Origin of the sequence: Pseudomonas brassicacearum, from assembly GCF_003732225.1 — a bacterium.
Lineage (GTDB): Bacteria > Pseudomonadota > Gammaproteobacteria > Pseudomonadales > Pseudomonadaceae > Aquipseudomonas > Aquipseudomonas brassicacearum_E.
Genome location: NZ_MOBJ01000001.1, coordinates 136,504 through 159,393, shown reverse-complemented (window position 1 = coordinate 159,393; position 22,890 = coordinate 136,504). Strand labels below are relative to the sequence as shown.

At 60.3% G+C, this 22,890-nt stretch carries 21 protein-coding genes; 12 read left to right on the top strand and 9 right to left on the bottom strand.

Annotated features, from left to right (window positions below; translation table 11 throughout):
- The first annotated feature begins 1 nt into the window (after window position 1).
- The 8 genes from BK659_RS00795 (at window position 2) to BK659_RS00760 (ending at window position 6,592) form a co-directional block, all read left to right on the top strand.
- Window positions 2-2,005, top strand: coding sequence for a heme lyase CcmF/NrfE family subunit (locus tag BK659_RS00795; RefSeq protein ID WP_123423299.1), 2,004 nt, complete (start codon window positions 2-4; stop codon window positions 2,003-2,005).
- Window positions 2,002-2,538, top strand: a complete 537-nt coding sequence (locus BK659_RS00790; RefSeq protein WP_123423298.1) for a DsbE family thiol:disulfide interchange protein — start codon at window positions 2,002-2,004, stop codon at window positions 2,536-2,538. Before BK659_RS00795 ends, BK659_RS00790 begins: the two co-directional genes overlap by 4 nt.
- Entirely contained in the window at window positions 2,535-3,008 is a 474-nt protein-coding gene (locus tag BK659_RS00785; protein ID WP_123423297.1) for a cytochrome c-type biogenesis protein, read from the top strand. The genes BK659_RS00790 and BK659_RS00785 overlap by 4 nt, the downstream gene beginning before the upstream one ends.
- Entirely contained in the window at window positions 3,001-4,209 is a 1,209-nt protein-coding gene (gene ccmI / locus BK659_RS00780; RefSeq protein WP_123423296.1) for a c-type cytochrome biogenesis protein CcmI, read from the top strand. Before BK659_RS00785 ends, ccmI begins: the two co-directional genes overlap by 8 nt.
- A 14-nt stretch (window positions 4,210-4,223) precedes the next feature.
- Window positions 4,224-4,631, top strand: coding sequence for a hypothetical protein (locus tag BK659_RS00775; RefSeq protein WP_123423295.1), 408 nt, complete (start codon window positions 4,224-4,226; stop codon window positions 4,629-4,631).
- A 231-nt stretch (window positions 4,632-4,862) separates the two neighbouring features.
- Window positions 4,863-5,267 carry a type II toxin-antitoxin system HicB family antitoxin gene (locus BK659_RS00770; RefSeq protein ID WP_123423294.1) on the top strand — a complete coding sequence of 135 codons (405 nt, stop codon included), beginning with the start codon at window positions 4,863-4,865 and terminating at the stop codon, window positions 5,265-5,267.
- 131 nt (window positions 5,268-5,398) lie between these two features.
- A complete protein-coding gene (locus tag BK659_RS00765; RefSeq protein ID WP_185015266.1) occupies window positions 5,399-6,028 on the top strand; it encodes a DUF5666 domain-containing protein in 630 nt (209 codons plus the stop codon).
- A gap of 165 nt (window positions 6,029-6,193) precedes the next feature.
- Window positions 6,194-6,592: a RidA family protein gene (locus tag BK659_RS00760; RefSeq protein WP_123423293.1), complete on the top strand. Its 399-nt coding sequence runs from the start codon at window positions 6,194-6,196 to the stop codon at window positions 6,590-6,592.
- Window positions 6,593-6,656: 64 nt separating this feature from the next.
- Here BK659_RS00760 and BK659_RS00755 read toward each other — a convergent pair whose 3' ends face one another.
- The 8 genes from BK659_RS00755 to gcl all read right to left on the bottom strand — a co-directional run bounded on the left by BK659_RS00755 (window position 6,657) and on the right by gcl (window position 16,300).
- Window positions 6,657-7,655 (bottom strand): sulfate ABC transporter substrate-binding protein, encoded by a 999-nt coding sequence (locus BK659_RS00755; RefSeq protein WP_123423292.1) that lies wholly within the window; start codon window positions 7,653-7,655, stop codon window positions 6,657-6,659.
- A gap of 139 nt (window positions 7,656-7,794) precedes the next feature.
- On the bottom strand, window positions 7,795-8,619 hold the full coding sequence (locus BK659_RS00750; RefSeq protein WP_123423291.1) for an ion transporter: 825 nt from the start codon (window positions 8,617-8,619) through the stop codon (window positions 7,795-7,797).
- A 21-nt stretch (window positions 8,620-8,640) separates the two neighbouring features.
- The gene (locus BK659_RS00745) at window positions 8,641-9,561 is read right to left on the bottom strand and encodes an urea transporter (protein ID WP_123423290.1); all 921 of its coding nucleotides are present in this window, start codon (window positions 9,559-9,561) and stop codon (window positions 8,641-8,643) included.
- Window positions 9,562-9,686: 125 nt separating this feature from the next.
- Entirely contained in the window at window positions 9,687-11,102 is a 1,416-nt protein-coding gene (gene pyk / locus BK659_RS00740) for a pyruvate kinase (RefSeq protein ID WP_123423289.1), read from the bottom strand.
- Entirely contained in the window at window positions 11,092-12,372 is a 1,281-nt protein-coding gene (locus tag BK659_RS00735) for a glycerate kinase type-2 family protein (protein ID WP_123423288.1), read from the bottom strand. The genes pyk and BK659_RS00735 overlap by 11 nt, the downstream gene beginning before the upstream one ends.
- A gap of 178 nt (window positions 12,373-12,550) precedes the next feature.
- Entirely contained in the window at window positions 12,551-13,441 is an 891-nt protein-coding gene (locus BK659_RS00730) for a 2-hydroxy-3-oxopropionate reductase (protein ID WP_123423287.1), read from the bottom strand.
- A 171-nt stretch (window positions 13,442-13,612) separates the two neighbouring features.
- On the bottom strand, window positions 13,613-14,395 hold the full coding sequence (gene hyi / locus BK659_RS00725) for a hydroxypyruvate isomerase (RefSeq protein WP_054593439.1): 783 nt from the start codon (window positions 14,393-14,395) through the stop codon (window positions 13,613-13,615).
- A 129-nt stretch (window positions 14,396-14,524) separates the two neighbouring features.
- Complete coding sequence (gcl, locus tag BK659_RS00720) at window positions 14,525-16,300, bottom strand: glyoxylate carboligase (RefSeq protein ID WP_123423286.1); 1,776 nt, start codon at window positions 16,298-16,300, stop codon at window positions 14,525-14,527.
- Window positions 16,301-16,568: 268 nt separating this feature from the next.
- Between gcl and BK659_RS00715 the strand changes: the two genes are divergently transcribed.
- A complete protein-coding gene (locus BK659_RS00715) occupies window positions 16,569-17,009 on the top strand; it encodes a GlcG/HbpS family heme-binding protein (RefSeq protein ID WP_123423285.1) in 441 nt (146 codons plus the stop codon).
- 214 nt (window positions 17,010-17,223) lie between these two features.
- A complete protein-coding gene (locus BK659_RS00710) occupies window positions 17,224-17,682 on the top strand; it encodes an REP-associated tyrosine transposase (protein WP_123423284.1) in 459 nt (152 codons plus the stop codon).
- A gap of 126 nt (window positions 17,683-17,808) precedes the next feature.
- On the opposite strand, the gene BK659_RS00705 is transcribed toward BK659_RS00710, so the two are convergent.
- Window positions 17,809-18,417, bottom strand: a complete 609-nt coding sequence (locus BK659_RS00705) for a TetR/AcrR family transcriptional regulator (protein ID WP_123423283.1) — start codon at window positions 18,415-18,417, stop codon at window positions 17,809-17,811.
- Between the two features lie 261 nt (window positions 18,418-18,678).
- On the opposite strand from BK659_RS00705, the gene BK659_RS00700 reads away from it, so the two are divergent.
- Together BK659_RS00700 and BK659_RS00695 are read left to right on the top strand one after the other, a co-directional pair.
- A complete protein-coding gene (locus BK659_RS00700) occupies window positions 18,679-19,806 on the top strand; it encodes an efflux RND transporter periplasmic adaptor subunit (RefSeq protein WP_123423282.1) in 1,128 nt (375 codons plus the stop codon).
- 13 nt (window positions 19,807-19,819) lie between these two features.
- Window positions 19,820-22,885: an efflux RND transporter permease subunit gene (locus tag BK659_RS00695; protein WP_123423281.1), complete on the top strand. Its 3,066-nt coding sequence runs from the start codon at window positions 19,820-19,822 to the stop codon at window positions 22,883-22,885.
- Window positions 22,886-22,890: the final 5 nt, after the last annotated feature.

The window sequence follows — 22,890 nt, the reverse complement described above, 5'->3', positions numbered from 1 at the left end:
GATGACTTCCGCACTCTTTGGTTCAGGGCTGTTCATCCCCGAGTTGGGCCATCTGGCGATGATTCTCGCCCTGTGCTTTGCCATCGTTCAGGCCATCGTGCCGTTGCTCGGTGCCTGGCGCGGTGACCGCATGTGGATGGGCCTGGCGCAGCCAGCGGCCTGGGGCCAGTTTACGTTTCTGGTGTTCGCCTTCGGTTGCCTGACTTACGCCTTCATGACCGATGATTTTTCCGTCGGTTATGTCGCCAACAACTCCAACAGCGCCTTGCCGTGGTACTACAAGTTCAGCGCAGTGTGGGGTGCCCACGAAGGCTCGTTGCTGCTCTGGGCGCTGATTCTCGGTGGCTGGACCTTCGCTGTATCGATCTTCTCCCGGCAGTTGCCGCAGGTCATGCTGGCTCGCGTGCTGGCGGTGATGGGCATGATCAGCACCGGCTTCCTGCTGTTCCTGATCCTTACGTCGAACCCGTTCGCACGGATTCTGCCGCAGATTCCCACGGATGGTCATGACCTCAACCCGTTACTGCAAGACATCGGCCTGATTGTTCACCCGCCGATGCTCTACATGGGTTACGTCGGTTTCTCGGTGGCCTTCGCCTTCGCTATCGCAGCCTTGCTCGGCGGTCGTCTGGATGCGGCGTGGGCGCGTTGGTCGCGACCTTGGACCATCGTCGCCTGGGCGTTCCTCGGCATCGGCATCACCCTCGGCTCCTGGTGGGCCTACTACGAACTCGGCTGGGGCGGCTGGTGGTTCTGGGACCCGGTGGAAAACGCCTCGTTCATGCCTTGGCTGGTCGGTACGGCGCTGATTCACTCGTTGGCCGTGACTGAAAAACGCGGTGTGTTCAAAAGCTGGACCGTGTTGCTGGCCATTGCAGCGTTCTCGCTGAGCCTGCTGGGGACTTTCCTGGTGCGTTCCGGCGTGCTGACCTCAGTGCACGCGTTTGCCTCGGACCCTGAGCGCGGCGTGTTCATCCTGATCTTCCTGCTGTTCGTGGTCGGTGGTTCGCTGACGCTGTTCGCCCTGCGTGCCCCGGTGGTCAAGAGCCACGTTGGCTTCAACCTGTGGTCGCGTGAAACCCTGCTGTTGGGCAACAACCTGGTGCTGGTGGTCGCGGCTTCGATGATTCTGCTAGGCACCTTGTATCCGCTGGTGCTCGACGCCCTGACCGGCGCCAAGATGTCGGTCGGCCCGCCGTATTTCAACGCGTTGTTCATTCCGTTGATGGCGTTGCTGATGGTGGTGATGGCGGTCGGCGTGCTGGTGCGCTGGAAAGACACGCCGGTGAAATGGCTGGTAAGCATGCTGATCCCGGTGTTGCTCGGCAGTGCTGCGCTGGCGGTTGTGGCCGGCATTGCTTATGGCGACTTCAACTGGGCCGTGCTGGCGACCTTCATGCTTGCCGCATGGGTATTGCTGGCCGGCGTGCGCGACATTTTCGACAAGACCCGCAACAAAGGCCTGATCAAAGGCCTGCCAACCCTGACCCGCAGCTATTGGGGCATGCAGGTGGCGCACCTGGGTATCGCCGTCTGCGCCCTGGGCGTGGTGCTTTCGAGCCAGAACAGCGCCGAGCGCGATTTGCGTCTGGCGCCGGGTGAATCCATGGACCTGGCCGGTTATCACTTCATCTTCGAAGGCGCCAAGCACTTCGAAGGACCGAACTTCACCTCCGACAAGGGCACCATTCGAGTGATCCGCAGCGGCAAGGAAGTCGCGGTGCTGCACCCGGAAAAACGTCTGTACACCGTACAGAACTCGATGATGACCGAAGCCGGTATCGACGCCGGTTTCACCCGTGACCTTTACGTTGCCCTCGGCGAGCCGCTGGAGAATGGCGCCTGGGCTGTGCGCGTACACGTCAAACCGTTCGTGCGCTGGATCTGGTTTGGCGGTTTGCTGACAGGTTTCGGTGGATTGCTGGCGGCGCTGGATCGTCGTTATCGGGTCAAGGTCAAGAGCCGCGTGCGTGAAGCGCTGGGCATGACGGGAGCCACTGCATGAGACGTTGGTTAATGGTGTTGCCACTGGCGCTGTTTTTGGTGGTGGCGGTGTTTCTTTATCGGGGTCTCTATCTGGACCCGGCCGAGCTGCCCTCGGCGATGATCGGCAAACCGTTCCCGGAGTTTTCCCTGCCGGCCGTGCAGGGCGACAAGACCTTGAGCCGCGCGGACCTGCTGGGCAAACCGGCACTGGTCAACGTCTGGGGTACCTGGTGCATTTCCTGCCGGGTCGAGCATCCGGTGCTGAACAAACTGGCCCAGCAGGGCGTGGCGATCTACGGCGTCAACTACAAGGACGTCAACGTCGATGCCTTGAAGTGGCTGGTGGAGTTCCACAACCCGTACCAGATGAACATCCGCGACGAGGAGGGCTCATTGGGCCTGAACCTTGGTGTTTACGGCGCTCCGGAAACCTTCTTCATCGACGCCAAAGGCATCATCCGCGACAAATACGTCGGGGTGATCGACGAAGTGGTCTGGCGCGAAAAACTGGCGGCCAAGTATCAGGCGTTGGTCGACGAGGCTAAACCATGAAGCGCTGGATTGCTGCAGCCGTACTCGGCCTGAGTATCGCCGGCGTCGCTCACGCGGCCATCGATACTTACGTGTTCGCCAATGACGCCGAGCGCGAGCGCTTTCACGAGCTGACCAAAGAGCTGCGTTGCCCAAAGTGCCAGAATCAGGACATTGCCGATTCCAACGCGCCGATCGCCGCTGACCTGCGCAAAGAGATTTTCCGCATGCTCGGCGAGGGCAAGGACAACCAGCAGATCATCGACTTCATGGTCGACCGCTATGGCGACTTCGTGCGCTACAAGCCTGCCCTGAACAGCAAGACTGCATTGCTGTGGTTTGGTCCGGCCGGGCTATTGCTCGGTGGCGTGCTGGTGATCGCCTTGATCGTCCGTCGTCGGCGCGCCGAACGCACTGCAGGCCCGGATACGCTTTCTGCCGAGGAGCGCAAGCGCCTCGACCAACTGCTGGACAAAAACACTGATGATTGATTTCTGGCTCGCTGCAGGTCTGCTTCTACTGGTTGCCCTGAGTTTTCTGTTGATCCCGGTTTTGCGTGGCCGTCGTGCCCAGCGTGAAGAGGATCGTACCGCGCTGAACGTGGCGCTTTACCAAGAGCGCGTGGCTGAGTTGCAGGCTCAGCAGGCCGAAGGCGTACTCGATTCGACGCAAATGGACGCCGGGCGTGACGAAGCGGCCCGTGAGCTGTTGGCCGATACCGAAGGGGCTGACACTGGTCGGGTTTCCCGTCTGGGCAAGCCGCTGCCGCTGCTGGCGGCGATCCTGGTCCCGGTGTTGGGCTTGGGTCTGTATCTGCATTTCGGTGCCAGTGACAAGGTCGAACTGACCCGCGAATTCGCCCAGGCACCGCAATCGATGGAAGAGATGACCCGTCGTCTCGAACGTGCTGTCGCGGCGCAACCGGATTCTGCCGAAGGCCTGTATTTCCTTGGTCGTACGTATATGGCTCAGGATCGACCTGGCGATGCGGCGAAGATCTTCGAGCGCACCGTGGCGCTGGCGGGTCGTCAGCCTGAACTGCTCGGCCAATGGGCCCAGGCGCAGTACTTTGCCGACAACAAAAAGTGGTCGGACAAGGTCCAGGCGCTGACCGACGAAGCGCTTAAAGCCGATCCTAAAGAAGTCACCAGCCTTGGACTGTTGGGCATCGCGGCTTTCGAAGGCGAGCGTTATCAAGAGGCCATCGACTACTGGAGTCGTTTGCTGGCGCAACTGCCGCCGGAAGATAACTCACGCAGCGCGCTGCAAGGCGGCATTGCACGGGCGACCGAAAAATTGCAAGCGAGCGGCGGTACTGTCGCCAAGGCGCCAGTTGTAGCAGCCAAGCCAGCCGCGCTGCTGAAAGTGACGGTCGATCTGGCGGCGAACGTGAAAGCCAAGGTACAGCCGGGTGACAGCGTGTTCATCTTCGCTCGCGCTACCTCAGGTCCTCCAGCGCCGTTGGCGGCCAAACGCCTGACCGTCGCCGACCTGCCAGTGACCGTTGAGCTGGGCGATGCCGACGCAATGATGCCGCAATTGAAACTGTCGAACTTTCCTGAAGTCCAACTGGTCGCGCGCGTTTCCCGTGCTGGCCAACCGACTGCCGGCGAGTGGGTCGGTCGCAGCGAGCCCTTGGCCAGCAGCACTACCGCGCCGCAACAATTGACCATCGACAGCCCAGATAAATAACCAGGAAATCCGCTATGACCGCCATCGCTCGTATCACCTTGCTCAGTCTAGTCTTGGGGTTAAGCGCATGTGCGGTCCAGCAGCCTTCACATGAAGGCACCTTGCCGCCAATCCCGTCATCGTATCCAGGCAATAAACCGAGGCCGACGACCGCTCCTGGCCAGCCGGTGACCCCAAACAAACCCGCAAAACCACAGCCACGCACCTCCGCAAGCTTCGCCCCACCACCCGGCGGCAACAGCCACTGGGATCCGAAGCTCGGCGTCTACGTCCTCGACGACCAGACCGACACCTTCTACCGCCAGCGCACCTACTACCGTTGGAACAACGGCTGGAGCCGCAGCATCAGCCCGAATGGGCCGTGGGAAGAAACCGACATCCATGGCGTTCCTTCCGGGCTGGGAAGGCAATTCGGACAGTAACGATAACGGCGACCTCAGGGTCGCCGTTTTTGCAGGTGGGTTCAATGAACCAACCGGCTCACTCTCTACGCAAATCACCGCTCGATTCAACACCCTGTAAAACAACCGTACGTCATGCATCGGTTTTTTGTGCTTGAGTAAATATAACTCTAGAGTTATTTTTATTCAGGCCGGTGCAAGGAGGCGCGCCGGGCTTCACTACCCGGTGGCCAGTTACGCAGGAGATCCGTAATGCAATATCCCATCTGTATCGAGTGGGGCGACGAGAACACCGCCATCGGTATTCAGATCCCCGATATTCCGGGCGCCGTCACCGCAGGCGACACGTTTGAAGAGGCTTACAACGCGGCGGTCGAAGTTGCTCATCTCATGTTGCAAGAGATCGTATCCGGCGGGGAGGACATTCCGATGCCGACTTCAGCTGCGACGCACCGGAGCAACCCGGACTTTGCCGACATGGGCTGGGGCATGCTGGAGCTCGACATCGCGCCTTATCTCGGCAAAACCGAGAAGGTCAACGTGACGTTACCCGGCTACGTTATCCAGCGCATTGACCGTTATGTGCGTGAGCACAATGTCAAAAGCCGCTCTTCGTTTTTGGCGGACGCGGCGATGGAGAAGTTGGTGCGGCATTGAGGGCCGTTCGCGGGCGGTGGTTCGATGCCCGCGAAGCTTTCATCTTGTCCCGTAGCGCATATGATTTATGTGAGCGGTGAGCTCTCTTGTATCAGTCATTTTTCAACGTTTTATCAATGGAAACCGGTCCCATGAAAACGATGTTTGGTAGCCTGATACGCAACATTGGCGCGATTTCCCTGGGCTGCGTGCTGATCGCCACTTCGGCTCTGGCCGAGGACGCACCGGGCATGCGTATCGGCGTGCGCGGTGAAATCACCGGCGTGTCCGCAGATGTCTTGGAAGTGCACGCCAACAGCGGCGATAACGTGACCATTCAGTTGACCAAGGACACCCAGGTTCGCGCGGTAACCCTGGCCAACATCGAAGACATCAAGCCCGGCAGTTACATTGGCACTGCGGCAATACCGCAAGCCGACGGCTCGCTCAAGGCGCTGGAAGTGCATGTGTTCCCGCCCGAAATGGCCGGCACCGGCGACGGTCACCGCCCATTCGATCTGGTCAAGGGCAGCAGCATGACCAATGGCAGCGTCGGCGACCTGGTGGTCAGCAATGGCCGGATCCTGACGGTCAATTACAAGGGTGGTCAGCAAACGATCCTGGTACCGGAAGACGTGCCGATCGTCAACCTGACGCCCGGCGATCGCAGCTTGCTCAAGGTTGGGGTCAAGGTCGTGTTGTTCGCCACTCAAAGTGCCGATGGCACGCTGACAGCGCAATCGATCTCGGCCGGCAAGGGCGGCGTGGCGCCACCGATGTAGAGTTTTCACCGAAATCGCTAGTGAATGCTCCCCAAGGAGTGCCTTGGGGTGGAGGGTTCTTTCCTGACAGTTACGTTTCCAGGTATTGCAGCGGCGGAGTTTGGGTAGAACCCCGATGGGCATTAGTTTAGGTTTCCCGATCGACTCAGAAAATCGGGAGTTCCTATGCAGAAGTCAGTTTTGAACCCGCCAACCGTTTTCAACTCGCTTCAGTACGGTTTCAGCCAGGCCGTTGAAGTGTGTGGCGGGCGCCGTTTACTGCTATCCGGCCAGGTCGGTGTCGATGAGAGTGAGCACACCGTCGCCCCAGGGCTGCGCGCGCAAACGGACAAGGCATTCCAAAATATCGAAGAAATACTGGTTGGGGCGGGTGGGGACCTGTCCCATGTTGTCATGATGAGGATCTACATTGTCGAATCTGCCCGTGATGAGCAGGATGAAATATCCAGCGTGCTGCTGGAGCGTTTTCCGAACAATCCTCCAGCGTCCTCATGGATCATCGTTAGCGGTCTGTCACTGCCGCAATGGCTGATCGAGGTTGAGGTGGAAGCAATTCTTCCTTAGCTGAATCAGAATTACAGCGACAAAAAAGGCGACCTGCGAAGGTCGCCTTTATCATGGCCGATGCTTACTGCCCGCTGTAAATCTGGTCGAAAATCCCGCCATCGTTGAAGTGGGTTTTCTGCACGGTGCGCCAGTCACCGAAGGTCTTTTCCACCGACAGGAAGTCGACTTTCGGGAAACGGTCGGTGTACTTGGCAAGTACCGCCGGGTCACGCGGGCGCAGGTAGTTGGCGGCGGCGATTTCCTGGCCTTCCGGGGACCACAGGTACTTCAGGTATTCCTCGGCGGCAGCGCGGGTGCCTTTCTTGTCGACGACTTTGTCGACCACGCTCACCGGCGGTTCGGCTTCGGCGGAGACGCTTGGGTAGATCACTTCGAACTGGTCGCGGCCGAATTCGCGGGCGATCATTTCCGCTTCGTTTTCGAAGGTCACCAGCACGTCGCCGATCTGGTTGGTCATGAAGGTGGTGGTGGCGGCGCGGCCGCCGGTGTCGAGTACCGGGGCTTGTTTGAACAGCTTGCCGACGAAGGCCTTGGCCTTGTTCTCGTCACCGCCGTTTTTCAGCACGTAACCCCAGGCCGACAAATACGTGTAGCGGCCGTTGCCCGAGGTTTTCGGGTTGGGCACGATCACCTGCACGCCGTCCTTGAGCAGGTCGGGCCAGTCTTTCAGGGCTTTCGGGTTGCCCTTGCGAACGATAAACACGGTGGCGGAAGTGAACGGTGCGCTGTGGTCCGGCAGGCGCGTGACCCAGTTGTCCGGCACCAGTTTGCCGTTATCGACCAGGGCGTTGATGTCGGTGGCCATGTTCATGGTGATGACGTCAGCCGGCAGGCCATCGATCACGGAGCGGGCCTGTTTGCTGGACCCGCCGAAGGACATCTGCAAGGTGATGTTTTCGTTGTGCTCGGCTTGCCAGTGTTTCTGGAAGGCAGTGTTGTAGTCCTTGTAGAAATCGCGCATCACGTCGTAGGACACGTTGAGCAGGGTCGGTGCGGCCTGGGCCACGCTCGCGAGGGCCAGGCCAGCGGCCAGAAGTGAGGCGCCAAAGATCTTTTTCACTGCACATTCCTTTTTGGGTAGGCGCAGCCTTCGGCAGCTCCTACGGGCTATTTGTTATTCATCAAAGAGGTGTCGACACCTTGTGCCGTCGACTATAGCCGGGGCTGCATATCCCTTTAAAGATTAAAAAGTACTTTGCTTATTCTATTTTCTTGAACAGTGCATTGCCGCAGCGTGAGCAGAATGCCGCGCTGTGTTCGTGGTGGTTCTTGCTGCACACCGGGCAGTCATGTTGCTGCTGTTCGCCGCGCATGGCGTTGGCCAGTTCGGCGGTAAAAATCCCGGTGGGGACGGCGATGATCGAGTAACCGGTGATCATTACCATCGCCGAGATGACCTGCCCAAGCGCAGTCCTTGGCACGATGTCGCCATAACCGACAGTGGTCAGGGTGACGATCGCCCAGTAGATGCCTTTCGGAATGCTGGTGAACCCATGCTCCGGGCCTTCGACCACGTACATCAGTGTGCCGAACACCGTTACCAGCGTGCAGACGCAGAGCAGGAATACGAGGATTTTCTGCTTGCTGCCGCGCAGGGCATCGAGCAGGTAATGGGCCTGTTTCAGGTAGGGACCGAGCTTGAGCACACGGAAGATCCGCAGCATCCGGATGATCCGGATGATCAACAGGTACTGGGCATCGCTGTAATACAGCGCGAGGATCCCCGGAACAATCGCCAGTAAGTCCACCAATCCATAAAAGCTGAAAGCGTAACGCAGAGGCTTGGGCGAGCAGTACAGGCGCAGGATGTACTCGGCCAGGAAAATCACCGTGAAACCCCATTCGATATACGCCAGGAAGCTGGCGTAGTTCTGATGGACATCGTCGATACTGTCGAGGATCACCACAACCAGGCTGGCGAGAATGATCAGCAGCAGCGTTTTATCGAAGCGCCGCCCGGCGACCGTGTCGGTATGGAAAATCATCACGTACAGGCGGTTGCGCCACGTGTCGTTGCTGTCCATTCAAATCGCCTTGGCCATAAATCAGCGCAGCCTAGGTTGATTCTCCGTGGTTTGGCAAGGTGCACGGTCTGTGGCCGCTTGGCGTAGCAGGCGAATACCCGAATGCAGCAACCAGCAGGCGAGGATGAACGGCGCTGTCAGGGTCGCCAACCCCGCGGCAGCGAAAGCCGGTGTGAGGAGAATCGCCAGTGCAATCCCCAGCAGCGGCAACCAGGGTTGACGGCGTTGCTGACTGAAGGCGAGGGCGGCGAGTGCCGGGTTGTAGCCATAAAGGCCGAGCAATGCGCCGGAGGTTTCGTTGAGCCACAAAGCGCAGGCCAGGCCCGCGCAGGAACCGACCAGCGCCCAGACGGCGGCGCGGCGGTTGGCAAGCAACAGCCCCGCAGCGATCAACACACCCGCCAGGGGATGGTCGAGGAAAATGACCTGGCCCAGGCCTTTGAACTCGGCGCCGAGCAGGTTCAGGGCATCGAGTGCCGGCAGTGGCGCAGGGGGCGAGGGTGCCGGTGCGGCAAAGCTCAGCAGTATCCAGCCCAATCCCACGAAAGGTGCGGTATAGGCGGGCAGGAAATGCGGGTCGCGAGCGCGCTTGAGCCATTGCTCGGTGATGATCGCGCTCAGCCCGCCGCAGGCGATGATCAGTGGCGGCAGCATGGCTGACCAACGAAATTGCAGGCTCAGCAACAGGCCGAGCAATACGCCGTTGTAGCTGAAGAGCCCGGCCTGGCGATCAGCCTTGGCGTAGCCACGACGTTGCGCTGTAAGCAAACCGGCCACGCCACCCAACAGGGCGCCGCCGAGCAATGTCGGAGCGGTAAACAGGATGGCCAACAGGCACAGCAGGCCACACAGCGGATGGCGCTGGAGGAAAATCTGGCTGAAGCCGTTGAGCAGGGCAGTGGCCCAGTCGGGGCAGTGGGTGTTGAAGTGGTTTGAGGGCATTTCGAGTCTATGTCTGGTAAACCGAGGCGCCCCCATCGCGAGCAAGCTCGCTCCCACATTGATTTTGTGTCGGGCACAGATCCAGTGTGGGAGCGAGCTTGCTCGCGATGAGGCCAGTACGGGCGCTAAATCAATGTCTCGATGCGCAACGAGTTAGTTGATCCCGGCTGACCGAAAGGCACCCCCGCAGTGATCAACAACGTGTCGCCGCGCTTGGCCATGCCTTGCGCCTGGGCGATTTCCAGCGCGGTGGAGCACACCTCGTCGACCTGCCGCAGACGGTCATTGACCACCGAATGCACGCCCCACGCCACGCTCAAGCGCCGCGCAGTTGAAAGGTTCGGCGTCAGGTTGAGGATCGGCACCGCTGGCCGCTCCCGCGCCGCACGCAAACTCGAACTGCCGGATTCGCTGTAGTTCACCAACACCGCCACCGGCAGGATGTTGCTGATCCGGCGGATCGCGCAGCTGATAGCGTCCGAGGTAGTGGCTTCGGCTTTTGGCCGGCTGACGTCCAGTTGCGCCTGGTAATCCGGGCCGCTTTCGACCTGACGGATGATCTTGCTCATCATCTGCACCGCTTCAAGTGGGTAATCGCCCGAGGCAGTTTCCGCCGACAGCATCACCGCATCAGCACCTTCGGCCACGGCGTTGGCGACGTCAGTCACCTCGGCGCGGGTCGGCGCCGGGGAGAAACGCATCGACTCCAGCATCTGGGTCGCCACTACCACCGGTTTGCCAAGCTGGCGGCAGGTGCTGATGATGTTTTTCTGGATCTGCGGCACGCTCTCGGCCGGCACTTCCACGCCCAGATCGCCACGGGCAACCATGATCGCGTCGCTCAGCTCGGCGATTTCGCGCAGTTGTTCAACGGCCGACGGCTTCTCGATTTTCGCCATCAAAAAGGCTTTGTCGCCGATCAGCGCGCGGGCTTCACGAATGTCTTCCGGACGCTGCACAAACGACAGCGCGACCCAGTCCACACCCAGCTCCAGACCGAAGCTCAGGTCACGACGATCCTTGGCGGTCAACGGGCTGAGTTCGAGTACCGCTTGCGGCACGTTCACACCTTTACGATCCGACAGTTCGCCACCGTTGAGCACCGTGGTGTCGATGGCATCGGCGTACTTGGTCACCACCCGCAGACGCAGTTTGCCGTCGTCCAGCAGCAGGTCCATGCCGGGTTCCAGCGCGGCGATGATTTCCGGATGCGGCAGGTTGACCCGACGCTCGTCACCCGGCGTGGCGTCGAGGTCCAGGCGCAGGGCCTGACCACGCACCAGTTGCACCTTGCCCTCGGCAAACTTCCCGACCCGCAGTTTCGGGCCTTGCAGGTCCATCAGAATGCCGAGCGGGTAATTGAGTTGTCGCTCGACTTCGCGGATCCACTGGTAGCGCTGGGCGTGGTCGGCGTGATCGCCGTGGCTGAAGTTCAGGCGAAAGATGTTTACCCCGGCTTCGACCAGTTCGCGGATCTCATTGATTCCGTCGGTGGCGGGGCCGAGGGTGGCGAGGATTTTGACCTTTTTATCAGGCGTCATTTTCAGGGCTCTCGAGGATCAGGATGGCGCGGAAGTCGTTGACGTTGGTGCGCGTCGGCTCGGTGACGATCAGCCCGTCGAGCGCGGCGAAATAGCCGTAGCCATTGTTGTTGTCCAGTTCATCGCTGGCGCTCAAGCCGAGGGCGGCGGCGCGGGCGTAGCTGTCCGGGGTCATGATTGCGCCGGCGTTGTCTTCGGAGCCGTCGATGCCGTCGGTGTCACCGGCCAGTGCGTAGACGCCGGGCAGACCTTTGAGGCTGTCGGTCAGGCTCAGCAGGAACTCGGCGTTGCGTCCGCCACGGCCATTGCCGCGTACGGTGACGGTGGTTTCGCCGCCAGAGAGAATCACGCAAGGCGCGGCCAACGGCTGACCGTGCAGCACCACTTGGCGCGCGATGCCAGCGTGGACTTTCGCCACCTCGCGGGATTCGCCTTCCAGGTCACCGAGGATCAACGGGCTGAAACCGGCCTGACGGGCTTTCACCGCGGCTGCTTCAAGGGATTGCTGCGGGCGGGCAATCAGCTGGAAATGGCTGCGGGCGAGGCTCGGATCACCCGGTTTTACGGTTTCCGATTCCGGGCTTTGCAACCAACTGCGCACCGACGCCGGAATCTCGATGGCGTAGCGTTTGAGAATCGCCAGGGCTTCGACCGAGGTGCTCGGGTCGGCCACGGTTGGGCCGGAAGCGATCACCGTGGCGAGGTCGCCTGGGACATCGGAAATCGCGTAGGTATAAACAGTGGCAGGCCAGCAGGCTTTGCCGAGGCGGCCGCCCTTGATCGCCGAGAGGTGCTTGCGCACGCAGTTCATCTCGCCGATGGTCGCGCCGGACTTGAGCAGGGCTTTGTTGATCGCTTGTTTGTCGGCCAGGGTGATGCCGGCTGCTGGCAAGGCGAGCAAGGCCGAACCACCGCCCGACAGCAGGAAGATCACGCGATCGTTTTCGGTCAGATTGCTAACCAGTTCCAGCACCCGTTTCGCCACGGCCAGACCGGCTGCATCAGGCACCGGGTGGGCCGCTTCGACCACTTCGATTTTTTCGCATGGGGCGCCGTGACCATAGCGGGTGACCACCAGGCCAGACACTTCACCCTGCCAGCAGCGCTCGACCACCTGGGCCATGGCCGCGGCGGCTTTGCCAGCACCGATGACGATCACTCGACCGCTGCGATCTTTGGGTAAATGGGCTTCGAGGACATGCTGCGGATGGGCAGCGTCGATGGCTGTGGCGAACAGCTCGCGCAGGAATTGTTGCGGATCGACCGACATGGCGGGCTCCCGATTTCTTGTTATTGGGGTAGGACGACAGCGGGTGTTGCGACGCGGTCCAGTGTGGGAGCTGGCTTGCCTGCGATTCAGGCGACATGGTGTATCAGGTACACCGCGGCGATTTCATCGCGAGCAAGCTCGCTCCCACAGGGGACCGAGCCAGCTTCATGCAAGGGGTTTATTTATCTCGAATCGAGAAGTTCGCCATGTGTTCCAGGCCCTTGATCAGCGCCGAGTGGTCCCAGTTGCTGCCACCGATGGCCGCGCAGGTGCTGAACACTTGCTGGGTGCCTGCGGTGTTAGGCAGGTTGATGCCCAGCTCGCGCGCACCGGCCAGCGCCAGGTTGAGGTCCTTCTGGTGCAGGCTGATACGGAAGCCTGGATCGAAGGTGCCTTTGATCATGCGCTCGCCGTGTACTTCGAGGATCTTCGACGAGGCAAAACCGCCCATCAGCGCCTCACGCACCTTGGCTGGATCAGCACCGTTTTTCGAGGCGAACAGCAGGGCTTCGGCCACGGCCTGAATGTTCAGCGCAACGATGATCTGGTTCGCCACTTTGGCGGTTTGACCGTCGCCATTGCCACCGACCAGAGTGATGTTCTTGCCCATGCTCTGAAACAGCGGCAATGCACGTTCGAAAGCATCGCTGTCGCCACCGACCATGATGCTCAGGGTCGCGGCTTTGGCACCGACCTCACCACCGGACACCGGGGCGTCGAGGTATTGCGCGCCTTTCTCGTTGATTTTCGCGGCGAACGCTTTGGTCGCGGTCGGCGAGATCGAGCTCATGTCGATGACCACCTTGCCTTTGCCAACACCGGCGGCGACGCCGTCGGCACGGAACAGCACGTCGTCGACTTGTGGGGTATCCGGCACCATGACGATGATGAATTCGGCTTCCTGAGCGACTTCTTTCGGGCTCGCCAGAGCGACCGCGCCAGCGGCGACCAGATCAGCCGGGGCAGGGTCGTGGTGCGCCGACAGGAACAGGCTGTGACCGGCTTTCTGCAGGTTCAACGCCATTGGGTGGCCCATGATGCCGGTGCCGATAAATCCGATTTTAGCCATGAGAAAATCCTCTTGTTTTTATAGCTGCTTGCAAACAAATGGGGGACTGCTGCTTTTGTGGGAGCGAGCTTGCTCCGGGCGGCGTTCCGACGATGAGGCCATAACATTCAGCATCTATGTTGACTGTCCTACCGCTATCGCGAGCAAGCTCGCTCCCACAGGGAAATCACTTCAAATTGCGTTATGGGTCTTCAACCAACCGAGACCCGCCTCAGTGGTGGTCAGCGGCTTGTATTCACAACCGATCCAACCCTGGTAACCGATACGATCCAGGTGTTCGAACAGGAAGCGGTAGTTGATTTCACCGGTGCCCGGCTCGTTGCGGCCCGGGTTGTCGGCCAGTTGAATGTGGTTGATCTCTTCCAGGTGCGTCGCCATGGTGCGGGCCAGGTCGCCCTCCATGATTTGCATGTGGTAGATGTCGTATTGCAGGAACAGGTTGGCACTGCCCACTTGTTCGCGAATCGACAGTGCCTGAGCGGTGTTGTTCAGGTAGAAGCCCGGGATGTCACGGGTGTTGATGGCTTCCATCACCAGTTTGATGCCCACCGCTTGCAGCTTGTCGGCGGCATATTTGAGGTTGGCGACAAAGGTCTTTTCCACGGTGGCATCGTCTACGCCTTGTGGGCGGATGCCGGCCAGGCAGTTGACTTGGGTGTTGCCCAGAACCTGTGCATAAGCGATCGCCAGATCGACGCCGGCGCGGAACTCTTCCACGCGATCCGGATGGCAGGCGATCCCGCGTTCACCCTTGGCCCAGTCACCGGCCGGCAGGTTGAACAGCACTTGGGTCAGACCGTTGGCATCCAGTTGAGCCTTGATGTCGGCGGAGCTGAAATCGTACGGGAACAGGTATTCGACACCACTGAAGCCGGCTTTGGCGGCCGCTTCGAAGCGGGCAAGAAAATCCTGCTCGGTAAACAGCATGGACAGGTTGGCTGCGAAACGCGGCATGGTGGTCTCCTAAATTTGTGAGGCCTCCTGTGGGAGCGAGCTTGCTCGCGATGGCGGTGTGCCAGACAACAGAAATGTTGAATGTGCTGGCCTCATCGCGAGCAAGCTCGCTCCCACAGGGGGGCATGATCAGTCCAGCAACGAAATCGCCGTTGGCGCGTCGGCGCCGACCAGCGCCAGGTCTTCGAATTCGTTGACGGCGTTGATCTCGGTGCCCATCGAAATGTTGGTCACGCGCTCCAGGATGATCTCGACGATCACCGGCACCTTGAACTCCTCGATCAGCTCTTGCGCCTTGCGCAGGGCAGGGGCGATGCCGGCCGGTTCGAACACGCGCAGAGCCTTGCAACCCAGGCCTTCGGCAACCGCTACGTGGTCAACCCCGTAACCGTTGAGCTCCGGTGCGTTGAGGTTGTCGAAGGACAGCTGCACGCAGTAGTCCATGTCGAAACCGCGCTGTGCCTGACGGATCAGACCCAGGTACGAGTTGTTCACCACGACGTGGATGTACGGCAGTTTGAACTGCGCGCCCACCGCCAGTTCTTCGATCATGAACTGGAAGTCGTAGTCGCCCGAAAGTGCCACGACCTTACGGCTCGGGTCAGCCTTGACCACGCCCAGCGCTGCCGGAATGGTCCAGCCCAGAGGGCCGGCCTGACCGCAGTTGATCCAGTGGCGCGGTTTGTAGACGTGCAGGAACTGCGCGCCGGCAATCTGCGACAAACCGATGGTGCTGACGTAGCAGGTGTCTTTACCGAACACCTGGTTCATCTCTTCGTACACGCGCTGCGGCTTGACCGGCACGTTGTCGAAGTGAGTCTTGCGGTGCAGGCTGGCTTTGCGCTGCTGGCAGTCTTTGAGCCAGGCGCTGCGGTCCTTCAATTTGCCGGCGGCTTTCCACTCGCGGGCGACTTCGATGAACATTTTCAGTGCCAGGCCAGCATCGGAAACGATGCCCTGATCCGGCGTGAACACACGACCGATCTGGGTCGGTTCGATGTCGACGTGAATGAATTTGCGGCCTTCGGTGTACACCTCAACCGAACCGGTGTGACGGTTGGCCCAACGGTTACCGACGCCCAGCACCACGTCGGATTTGAGCATGGTCGCGTTGCCGTAGCGGTGCGAGGTCTGCAAGCCAACCATGCCGACCATCAGCGGGTGATCGTCCGGGATCGTGCCCCAACCCATCAGGGTCGGGATAACCGGGATGCCGGTCAGTTCGGCGAACTCCACCAGCAGGTCGCTGGCGTCGGCGTTGATGATGCCGCCACCGGCTACCAGCAATGGACGCTCAGCCTGATCGAGCATGGCCAGGGCCTTTTCGACTTGCTTGCGGGTTGCCGCTGGCTTGGCCAATGGCAGTGGTTCGTAAGCGTCGATGTCAAATTCGATTTCGGCCATCTGCACGTCGAACGGCAGGTCGATCAGCACCGGGCCTGGGCGGCCGGAGCGCATTTCATAGAAGGCTTTCTGGAACGCATAAGGCACCTGGCCCGGTTCCAGAACAGTGGTCGCCCATTTGGTCACTGGCTTGACGATGCTGGTGATATCGACAGCCTGGAAGTCTTCCTTGTGCATACGGGCGCGGGGTGCTTGCCCGGTGATGCAAAGAATCGGGATCGAGTCGGCCGAGGCGCTGTAGAGCCCGGTGACCATGTCGGTGCCGGCAGGGCCGGAGGTGCCGATGCACACGCCGATGTTGCCGGCCTTGGTGCGGGTGTAACCCTCGGCCATGTGCGAGGCGCCTTCAACGTGGCGAGCGAGGACGTGATCGATGCCGCCGACCTTTTGCAGGGCGGAGTACAGCGGGTTGATTGCAGCGCCCGGAATGCCAAAAGCGGTATCAACCCCTTCACGGCGCATCACCAGAACGGCGGCTTCGATTGCTCTCATTTTGCTCATGGTTTTGTGCCTCTTTACGTTTTGTAATTGTATACAAGTGGCTTTGCGCAGAGTGTATTCACGGCGGACGGCGCAGGTCAATCCATTTTCTCAAGCGGCTGTTTCATTCGTCGGAGGGCCATAAACACCGTGGCGTTTCGTCGCATGAGCTGCTTTTCGAGAATTACTGTATACAAAAAAATAATTCATTGTGTTCTATTTGTTGTATCGGGCTTCTCAATATGCAGAAACCCAAAGGCTTTCCCATAACAAGATAAGGACGGCACCCATGAGCGCTTTAACCTTGAAAGTCGCAGTCAGCCTGACCGGTCAGGCCATAGCCGCGGGGCACAAGATCGCCGCGGCACCGCTGACCATTGCAGTACTTGATGCCGGTGGGCATTTGTTGAGCTTGCAGCGCGAAGACGGCGCCAGCCTGCTTCGCCCACAGATCGCCATCGGCAAAGCCTGGGGCGCGATCGCAATGGGCAAGGGCTCGCGGCTATTGGCACTGGACGCACAACAGCGTCCGGCGTTTATCGCCGCGTTGAACAGCCTGGGTCAGGGCAGCGTCGTACCCGCGCCGGGCGGCGTGCTGATTCGGGATCAGGACGGGGTTGTGCTGGGGGCGATTGGCATCAGCGGCGATACCTCGGACATCGACGAACAATGCGCGATCAGCGCCATCGAGGAGCAGGGGTTGCGGGCGGATGCGGGTGTGACTGCCTGATTTTTTCGTTGATTGACCTACCGCTATCGCGAGCAAGCTCGCTCCCACAGTGGACTTGGGATGAACACAAAATATGTGTACATCAGCAATCCCTGTGGGAGCGAGCTTGCTCGCGATGACTATCTACCAGACACATCCTGCTAAAAGTCTGCCCCGCTTTCCGGCATTCGCGGAGCTAGCCTTCTTCATGACTTGATCATGGAAGGGCGAGGGAATGCCGGATCTACCCGCTTCACATCGCTTGCGCATCGGCCGCTATGCCGAACAGAACCGAATTTATCTGCTGACCACCAACACACTCGACCGAGAGCCGGTTTTTGAAGAGTTCGCCTTGGGCAGATTGATCGTTGATCAATTTCGAAGTGCACAGGATCAGGGCTGGGCGAACTCGTTGGCCTGGGTCGTCATGCCCGATCACTTTCACTGGTTGATCGAGTTGCAGTTCGGGTCGTTGAGTGAACTGATGCAAAAAACCAAGTCATTGAGTCCGAGAGCGGTGAACAGGGCAACTGGGTGCAAGGGCAGTCTTTGGCAGCAGGGCTATCACGATCGAGCGCTGCGGCGAGAGGAGGGCTTGGTAGAGCTTGCTCGTTATGTTGTTGCCAACCCGCTGCGGGCGGGGTTGGTGGAGCGACTGGGCGATTATCCGCTGTGGGATGCTGTTTGGGTTTGATTAAAAACCGAGTCGCCTCCATCGCGAGCAAGCTCGCTCCCACAGTGGTTTCGTTGTGAACACAAAATATGTGAGCACGCAGGTTAAATGTGGGAGCGAGCTTGCTCGCGATGGGGGCGCTGCGGTCTACCTGTCAGGCTCGCAGCCCTTGAGCACCAACCGGATGATGGTCTGCGCCGCCGCTTCGTAGTCGCTTTCATCCAGCTTGGCCTTGCCGGTGACGGCGGAGATCTGCCAGTCGAAGTCGGCGTAGGTCTGGGTTGCGGCCCAGATGCTGAACATCAGGTGATTGGGGTCGATGGGGGCGATCTGGCCGCGATCGATCCAGGTCTGGATGCAGTCGATGTTGTGCTTGGCCTGGGCGTTGAGCTGTTCGACCAGGTCGGCGCTCAGGTGCGGTGCACCGTGCATGATCTCGCTGGCAAACACCTTGGACGCGAACGGCAGGTCGCGGGAGATGCGAATCTTCGAGCGAATGTAGCCGCTGAGCACTTCGCTGGGCACACCGTCGGCGTTGAACGGCGTCGAGGCCGCAAGGATCGGCTCGATGATGCTTTCAAGGACCTCGCGGTAGAGGTTTTCCTTGGATTTGAAGTAGTAGTAGACGTTGGGCTTGGGCAATCCCGCCTTGGCCGCGATGTCACTGGTTTTGGTCGCGGCGAAGCCTTTGTCGGCAAACTCTTCACTGGCGGCACGCAGGATCAGTTCTTTATTGCGTTCGCGGATAGTGCTCATAAACCAGGTGATTCCTTGCCTGTGCTGGCGGTTGCGCATGGTAGCACCGGCCTCGCGCGGCGCTCAAGAATGCTGCCGGCTGCCCCTCATCGTTTGAGCCTGTCTCGGGGCTGAACAAACGGCCGGATGGGCAAGTGAATGGCAGGCGCACTGCTAAAGTTCAAGTGAGCGATCAGGCCTTTTGGCCATTTCTTGTGTAAACGGCCCGGCATTCACTTCGCATCGCTGCGTTTGGTGTTCAGCCCGTTTGAGTGAGAAATCGTGGTGAAGAGCAGGCGAGGCAAATTCGCTCTGGTGATCGGGGCTGTGCTGCTGGTGTTGTTGGCCGCCGCCCTGTGGTTTTACCGCGAGAGTGGACAACACAAAGGCAAGCCTGCGCTGCTTGCCGAGCCGGTGGCGGTCGCGGCGGTGACTTTGCAGGATGTGCCGGTATACATCGACGCCCTGGGGACGGTCACGCCCACCCGCAGTGTGACCGTGGTGACGCAGGTCAACGGTATTCTCGCCTCGGTCGAATTCGAGGAAGGCCAACAGGTGCGCAAGGGGCAGGTCATCGCGCGGATCGACGACCGGGCGTTGAAGGCGCAACTGGCGGTGGCCAGAGGCACGCTGGCTCACGATTCAGCGCTGTTGAGTAATGCCCAGCGCGATCTGGCGCGCTTTCGCGAACTGATCAAGGTCGGTTCCACCAGCCAGCAAACCCTCGATACCCAGGCGTCCCTGGTGCAGCAGCAACAAGGTACGGTCGCCGCCGATCAAGGCAGTGTGCAGAACCTCGAAGTCCAGTTGAGTTACTGCACCATCAGTTCACCGGTCGATGGCGTGGTGGGTTTGCGGCTGGTCGATCCGGGCAACTACGTGACCACCGCCAGTACCACGGGCATTGCAGTGATTACCCAGATGCGCCCGGCGACGGTGGTGTTCGCGGTGCCCGAGGATGATTTGGGCGCGATCCATCAAGCGATGGCCAAAGGACCGGTGACGGTGCTCGCCTACGACCGCAACAAGCACAGCCTGCTGGGCACCGGCCTCATGCTGGCGCTGGATAATCAGGTTGATACCAGCACTGGCACGATCAAGGTCAAGGCGCAGTTCGACGATTCCGGCAATGCGTTGTTTCCCAATCAGTTCGTCAACGCCCGGCTCAAGGCCGACACCCTGAGTCAGGTGCCGGTGACGCCGACCACTGCGATTCAACATGGCAGCAAGGGTGACTTCGTGTTTGTGGTCAACGGCGACAAGGCCAGCTTGCGCAACATCAAGGCAGGTCCTTCGATGGGCGACGTCACGGCGATTCTCGATAACGGCCTCAAGCCCGGCGAGCAGGTGATCACCGAGGGCGCGGATAAACTCGATGATGGCTCGTCCGTGAAGGTCGTCGCCCAATGAACAGCTGCCAGCCATGAACGTCTCGCGGCCCTTTATCGAGCGGCCGGTCGCCACCACCCTGTTGATGGTAGCGGTGTTGCTGCTGGGGATGTTGGGTTATCACTTGCTGTCGGTGTCGGCGCTGCCCGAGGTCGATTACCCGACCATTCAGGTGTTTACCCAATACACCGGCGCCAGTCCGCAGGTGGTCAGTTCGTCGATCACTGCGCCACTGGAGCGACAGCTCGGCGAGATGCCGGGGCTCAAATCGATGAACTCCACCAGCTCCGACGGCGCCTCGGTGATTACCCTGCAATTTGATCTGGCGTTGTCGCTGGATATCGCCGAACAAGAGGTACAAGCCGCCATTAACGCTGCCGGGACGTTTCTGCCGACGAACCTGCCGTACCCACCGGTGTACAGCAAGGTCAACCCGGCAGACGCCCCGGTGCTGACCCTTTCGTTGACTTCCGACGTGTTGCCCCTGACCAAAATCGAAGACCTTGCCGACACTCGGCTGGCGCAGAAAATCTCGCAGATCACCGGTGTCGGTCTGGTGACCATCAGCGGCGGTCAGCGCCCGGCGGTGCGGGTTCAGGCCAATACCTCGGCGCTGAACAACCTGGGCCTGTCATTGGAAGAGCTGCGCACGGCGCTGGGCAATGCCAACGTCAATCAGGCCAAAGGCAACATCGATGGCAAGTTCCAGGCGTACTCGATTGGCGGCAACGATCAGCTGCAATCGGCGGATGAATATCGCGACCTGGTGATTGCCTATAAAAACGGCGCGCCGATTCGTCTGGCGCAGATCGCCAGTTCCATTCAGGGGCCGGAGAATCCGCGTCAGGCGGCCTGGACCGACAGCACGCCATCAATTCTGCTGAACATCCAGCGCCAGCCCGGGGCCAACGTGATCGATGTGGTCGACCGGGTTCAGCAACTGCTGCCCAAGTTGCGCGCCAGTTTGCCGGGTACGTTGAAAGTCGCCGTGCTCACCGACCGCACCCAGACCATCCGCGCCTCGGTCACCGACGTGCAGTACGAATTGAGTGTGGCGGTGGTGTTGGTGGTGCTGGTGATATTTCTGTTCCTGCGTGAGATCCCGGCGACGGTGATTCCGGCAGTGACGGTGCCGCTGACCCTGATCGGTACGCTGGCGGTGGCCTACGCGTTGGGGTTCTCCCTGAACAACCTGACGCTGATGGCGCTGACCATCGCCATCGGTTTTGTGGTCGATGACGCCATCGTGATGATCGAAAACATCACGCGCTACATCGAGGCCGGAGAGCCGCCCATGCAGGCCGCGCTCAAGGGTTCGGAGCAAATCGGCTTCACCATCATTTCGCTGTCGGTGGCGCTGATTGCGGTGATGATCCCGCTGCTGTTCATGGGCGATGTAGTGGGCCGGTTGTTTCGCGAGTTCGCCATGACCGTGGCGGTGACCATCGTTATTTCTACGCTGATCTCGCTGACCCTGACGCCGATGATGTGCGCGCGAATGCTCAAGCCCCGGCAGCAGGAACGGCGGGTCGACTTCTTCGACCGGGTCAATAGCCACTACCTGCGCGGTCTGGACTGGGTACTGGAACACCAGCTGCTGACACTGATCTCGGTGGTATGCACCGCGTTGCTGACCCTGTTGATGATCGTGGTCATGCCCAAGGGGTTTTTTCCCGAACAGGACACCGGACTGATTCAGGGCATCTCCCAGGCCTCGCCGACCATTTCGTTCCAGCAGATGCAGGTCGAGCAGCAGCGACTGGCCACGAGGATTCTGCGTGATCCGGCGGTCGAGAGTCTGTCGTCCTTTGTCGGGATCGACCAGACCAACCCGACGATCAACCAGGGCAACCTGCTGATCAACCTCAAGCCCCGTGGTGTACGCGACAGCAGCGCGGCGGTGATCCGCAGGCTGTCGGATGCGAACAGCGATGACGCCGGCATTCGTCTGTACCTGCATGCAGTGCAGGACCTGACGCTGGATGCCACGGTGTCGACCACCAGCTATCGCCTCGGTCTGCAAGCCACCGATCCGCAGGTGCTGGCGCTGTGGACCGGCAAGCTGCTGACGACGCTCAAGCACGACCCGATGTTCAGCGATGTGCAAAGCCAGGCGTTGCAGTTCGGCAATCAGATCCAGTTGACCTTCGACCGCGCCACCGCCTCGCGCCTGGGCATCACGCCGCAAGCTATCGACGATGTGCTGTACGACGCATTTGGTCAGCGTCAGGTGTCGACCCTCTACACCCAGCTCAACCAGTATCACGTGGTGCTGGCCACCGATCATCCGCCGCGCAATCTGGCCGATCTGCTCACTGGTTTGTACGTGAACATTCCGGGTGGCGGGGTGGCGCCGCTGTCGAGTATGGCGAGCATGCAGCTGGTGCGCACGCCGATTACCATCAACCGACTCGGGCAGTTTCCCTACGCTGACGTGTCGTTCAACCTTGCTCCCGGTCAGACCCTCGGCGCAGCGGTGAACCGGCTCAAGGACGTCGAGGCGCAACTCGGTTTGCCGTTGACTGTGCAAGCGTCGCTGGAAGGCGCGGCGGCGACCTTTGAGGCGTCATTATCCAATCAAGTGTTTCTGGTGCTCGCGGCGATTGTCGTGGTGTACCTGATGCTGGGGATTCTCTACGAAAGCTTCGTGCACCCGGTGACGATTCTCTCGACCCTGCTGTCGGCGGCGTTAGGCGCGTTGCTGGCGCTGCTGATCACTGGCACGCAGTTCGACATCATTGGCCTGATCGGCATCGTGCTGCTGATCGGCATCGTCATGAAGAACGGCATCATGATGGTCGACTTCGCCCTGGAGCTGCAGCGCAAGGGCGGTTTGAGCCCACAGGCGGCGATCCGGCAGGCGGCCGAACTGCGTTTTCGGCCGATTCTGATGACCAGCATGGCCTCGCTGTTCGGTGCGGTACCGTTGGCGCTGGGCACCGGGATCGGCTCCGAGCTGCGGCATCCGCTGGGGATTGCGATCATCGGCGGGCTGCTGCTCAGCCAATTGCTGACGCTGTTCTCCACGCCGGTGATTTTCCTCGCCATGCATCGGCTGGAACGCCGCTTCACTGGGCGACGTCCGGTCGTTGAGGGCTGATGGCG

Bases quoted from the DNA above. Each gene is read 5' to 3' on its own strand.
- BK659_RS00795 (WP_123423299.1), top strand. From the start codon at position 2: ATGACTTCCGCACTCTTTGGTTCAGGGCTGTTCATCCCCGAGTTGGGC.
- BK659_RS00790 (WP_123423298.1), top strand. From the start codon at position 2,002: ATGAGACGTTGGTTAATGGTGTTGCCACTGGCGCTGTTTTTGGTGGTG.
- BK659_RS00785 (WP_123423297.1), top strand. From the start codon at position 2,535: ATGAAGCGCTGGATTGCTGCAGCCGTACTCGGCCTGAGTATCGCCGGC.
- ccmI (WP_123423296.1), top strand. From the start codon at position 3,001: ATGATTGATTTCTGGCTCGCTGCAGGTCTGCTTCTACTGGTTGCCCTG.
- BK659_RS00775 (WP_123423295.1), top strand. From the start codon at position 4,224: ATGACCGCCATCGCTCGTATCACCTTGCTCAGTCTAGTCTTGGGGTTA.
- BK659_RS00770 (WP_123423294.1), top strand. From the start codon at position 4,863: ATGCAATATCCCATCTGTATCGAGTGGGGCGACGAGAACACCGCCATC.
- BK659_RS00765 (WP_185015266.1), top strand. From the start codon at position 5,399: ATGAAAACGATGTTTGGTAGCCTGATACGCAACATTGGCGCGATTTCC.
- BK659_RS00760 (WP_123423293.1), top strand. From the start codon at position 6,194: ATGCAGAAGTCAGTTTTGAACCCGCCAACCGTTTTCAACTCGCTTCAG.
- BK659_RS00750 (WP_123423291.1), bottom strand. From the start codon at position 8,619: ATGGACAGCAACGACACGTGGCGCAACCGCCTGTACGTGATGATTTTC.
- BK659_RS00745 (WP_123423290.1), bottom strand. From the start codon at position 9,561: ATGCCCTCAAACCACTTCAACACCCACTGCCCCGACTGGGCCACTGCC.
- pyk (WP_123423289.1), bottom strand. From the start codon at position 11,102: ATGACGCCTGATAAAAAGGTCAAAATCCTCGCCACCCTCGGCCCCGCC.
- BK659_RS00735 (WP_123423288.1), bottom strand. From the start codon at position 12,372: ATGTCGGTCGATCCGCAACAATTCCTGCGCGAGCTGTTCGCCACAGCC.
- BK659_RS00730 (WP_123423287.1), bottom strand. From the start codon at position 13,441: ATGGCTAAAATCGGATTTATCGGCACCGGCATCATGGGCCACCCAATG.
- hyi (WP_054593439.1), bottom strand. From the start codon at position 14,395: ATGCCGCGTTTCGCAGCCAACCTGTCCATGCTGTTTACCGAGCAGGAT.
- gcl (WP_123423286.1), bottom strand. From the start codon at position 16,300: ATGAGCAAAATGAGAGCAATCGAAGCCGCCGTTCTGGTGATGCGCCGT.
- BK659_RS00715 (WP_123423285.1), top strand. From the start codon at position 16,569: ATGAGCGCTTTAACCTTGAAAGTCGCAGTCAGCCTGACCGGTCAGGCC.
- BK659_RS00710 (WP_123423284.1), top strand. From the start codon at position 17,224: ATGCCGGATCTACCCGCTTCACATCGCTTGCGCATCGGCCGCTATGCC.
- BK659_RS00705 (WP_123423283.1), bottom strand. From the start codon at position 18,417: ATGAGCACTATCCGCGAACGCAATAAAGAACTGATCCTGCGTGCCGCC.
- BK659_RS00695 (WP_123423281.1), top strand. From the start codon at position 19,820: ATGAACGTCTCGCGGCCCTTTATCGAGCGGCCGGTCGCCACCACCCTG.